Here is a 3,132-nt window from a genome sequence, read left to right as displayed (position 1 = left end):
CCCGCAGCGCACCATCCCGATTGCGCTGATCCTCTCGGTGCTGCTGTCCACCGCGATCTACGCCCTGCTGCAACTGGCCTTCCTCGGCAGCGTGCCGACCGAAATGCTGGCCGACGGCTGGGCCAGCGTGACCAAGCAACTGGCCCTGCCCTACCGTGACATCGCCCTGGCCCTGGGCGTGGGCTGGCTGGCCTACCTGGTGGTGGCCGACGCAGTGATCTCGCCCAGCGGCTGCGGCAACATCTACATGAATGCCACCCCGCGCGTGATCTATGGCTGGGCGCAGACCGGCACCTTCTTCAAGTACTTCACCCGCATCGACGCCGAATCCGGCATCCCGCGCCCGGCGCTGTGGCTGACCTTTGCCCTGTCGGTGTTCTGGACCCTGCCGTTCCCGTCGTGGGAGGCGCTGATCAACGTGGTCTCCGCCGCCCTGGTACTGAGCTACGCCGTAGCCCCGGTCACCGTCGCCGCGCTGCGCCGCAACGCCCCCGACATGCCGCGCCCGTTCCGGGTCAAGGGCATGGCCGTGCTCGGCCCGCTGTCGTTCATCATCGCCGCGCTGATCGTGTACTGGTCCGGCTGGAACACCGTATCGTGGCTGCTGGCGCTGCAAATCGTGATGTTCGTGCTGTACCTGCTGTGCGCTCGGTTCGTGCCCACCCAGCACCTGTCACTGGCCCAGCAAGTGCGCTCGTCGGCGTGGCTGATCGGCTTCTACGCGGTGACCATCCTGCTGTCGTGGCTGGGCAGCTTCGGCGGCCTGGGGGTGATCGGCCACCCGCTCGACACCGTGGCCGTGGCCGCCTGTGCGCTGGGCATCTACTACTGGGGCGCGGCCACTGGCGTGCCGGCCCATTTGGTGCGCCTGGAAGGCGAGGACGAAAGCGAAGCCATCCAAGAGCCGCTGGCAGGCCAACGCCCGGCCGCGCTGGCTCGGTGAAGGCTACTGGCCCTATCGCCGGCAAGCCAGCTCCCACAGGTGCTGCGTTGCCCCTGCGGCGGATGCAATACCCCAGAGGCCGATGCAATACCTGTGGGAGCTGGCTTGCCGGCGATGAGGCCAACATAAACAGCACAAGACCCTGCAGATCAAACAATGGACGAGCCCATGAAACAGATTCACGTCATCGACTCCCACACCGGCGGCGAACCCACCCGCCTGGTGATGAAAGGTTTCCCGCAATTGCACGGCCGCAGCATGGCTGAGCAGCGCGACGAACTGCGCGAGCTGCACGATCCATGGCGCCGCGCCTGCCTGCTGGAACCACGCGGCAACGATGTACTGGTCGGCGCACTGTACTGCCCACCGGTATCACCCGACGCCACCTGCGGGGTGATCTTCTTCAACAACGCCGGCTACCTGAACATGTGCGGCCACGGCACCATCGGCCTGGTCGCCTCGCTGCAGCACCTGGGCCTGATCGAACCTGGCGTGCACAAGATCGACACGCCGGTCGGCCAGGTCAGTGCCACCCTGCATGAAGACGGCGCCATCACCGTCGGCAACGTGCCCTCCTACCGCTACCGCCAACAAGTGGCGGTGGAGGTGCCCGGCCATGGCGTGGTGCGCGGCGACATCGCCTGGGGCGGCAACTGGTTCTTCCTGGTATCCGACCACGGCCAGCGCATCGAACTGGGCAACCGCGAGGCGCTGACCGAATACACCTGGGCAATGCTCAAGGCCCTCGAAGCCCAGGGCATCACCGGTGAAAACGGTGGCCCCATCGACCATGTCGAGCTGTTCGCCGACGACGCCAACGCCGACAGCCGCAATTTCGTGATGTGCCCCGGCAAGGCCTACGACCGCTCGCCCTGTGGCACTGGCACCAGCGCCAAGCTGGCCTGCCTGGCTGCCGACGGCAAGCTGGACGAAGGCCAGACCTGGGTGCAGGCCAGCATCACCGGCAGCCAGTTCCATGGCCGCTACGAGCGCGACGGCGAACGCATTCGCCCGTTCATCACAGGCCGCGCCTACATGACCGCCGACAGCACCTTGCTGATCGACGAACAGGACCCGTTCGCCTGGGGCATCTGACCCCGCTTTTATCCCGACTGAATACCGCCAGGAGCTACATCAATGACTAACAACATCTTCACCGGCACCATGCCCGCCCTGATGACCCCTTGCACCGCCGAGCGCAAGCCGGACTTCGACGCCCTGGTGCGCAAAGGCCGCGAATTGATCGAAGCCGGCATGAGCGCCGTGGTCTACTGCGGCTCGATGGGCGACTGGCCGCTACTGACCGAAGCCGAGCGCCAGGAAGGCGTGGCGCGCCTGGTGGCCGCCGGCATCCCGACCATCGTCGGCACCGGCGCGGTGAACACCCGCGAGGCCGTGGCCCATGCTGCCCACGCCGCCAAGGTAGGCGCCGCCGGCCTGATGGTCATCCCCCGCGTGCTCAGCCGCGGTGCCTCGCTGATCGCCCAGAAACACCACTTCTCGGCCATTCTCGCTGCCGCGCCGAAGCTGCCGGCGGTGATCTACAACAGCCCTTACTACGGCTTTGCCACCCGCGCCGACCTGTTCTTCGAGTTGCGCAGCGCGTTCCCCAACCTGATCGGCTTCAAGGAATTTGGCGGTGGCGCCGACCTGCGTTATGCCGCCGAGCACATTACCTCCAAGGATGACGACGTGACCCTGATGGTCGGCGTCGACACGCAGGTGGTGCATGGCTTCGTCAACTGCAACGCCACCGGCGCCATCACCGGCATCGGCAACGCCCTGCCGCGCGAAGTGCTGCAGCTGGTGAGCCTGAGCAAGCAGGCGGCCAAGGGCGATGCCAAGGCCCGCCGCCTGGCACGCGAGCTGGAAGCGGCGCTGGCGGTGCTGTCGTCGTTCGATGAAGGCTGCGACCTGGTGCTGTACTACAAGCACCTGATGGTGCTGAACGGCGACCGCGAGTACGGCCTGCACTTCAACGAAACCGACGCACTGACCGACGCCCAGCGCAACTATGCCGAGCAGCAGTACGCGCTGTTCCGCAGCTGGTATGCCAGCTGGTCGGCCGAGCAGAACATCGCCTGATAACCCGGGGCCGCTGCGCAGCCCATCGCCGGCAAGCCAGCTCCCACAGAGACTGCACAGGCCTGAGGCCGGTGATGATCCTGTGGGAGCTGGCTTGCCGGCGA

Annotated in this window: 3 protein-coding genes; all 3 read left to right on the top strand. The window is 66.5% G+C overall.

The features are described from left to right. Window positions 1-943, top strand: a 943-nt coding sequence (locus HP546_RS28230; protein ID WP_172232503.1) for an APC family permease, incomplete at its 5' end; no start/stop codon positions are given. 168 nt (window positions 944-1,111) lie between these two features. Next, the gene (locus HP546_RS28225) at window positions 1,112-2,038 is read left to right on the top strand and encodes a 4-hydroxyproline epimerase (protein WP_172232500.1); all 927 of its coding nucleotides are present in this window, start codon (window positions 1,112-1,114) and stop codon (window positions 2,036-2,038) included. 42 nt (window positions 2,039-2,080) lie between these two features. Then, window positions 2,081-3,028, top strand: coding sequence for a dihydrodipicolinate synthase family protein (locus tag HP546_RS28220; protein ID WP_172232497.1), 948 nt, complete (start codon window positions 2,081-2,083; stop codon window positions 3,026-3,028). Window positions 3,029-3,132: the final 104 nt, after the last annotated feature.

Source organism: Pseudomonas sp. CM25 (assembly GCF_013179705.1).
Lineage (GTDB): Bacteria > Pseudomonadota > Gammaproteobacteria > Pseudomonadales > Pseudomonadaceae > Aquipseudomonas.
This window is presented reverse-complemented; position numbering and strand designations above follow the sequence as displayed.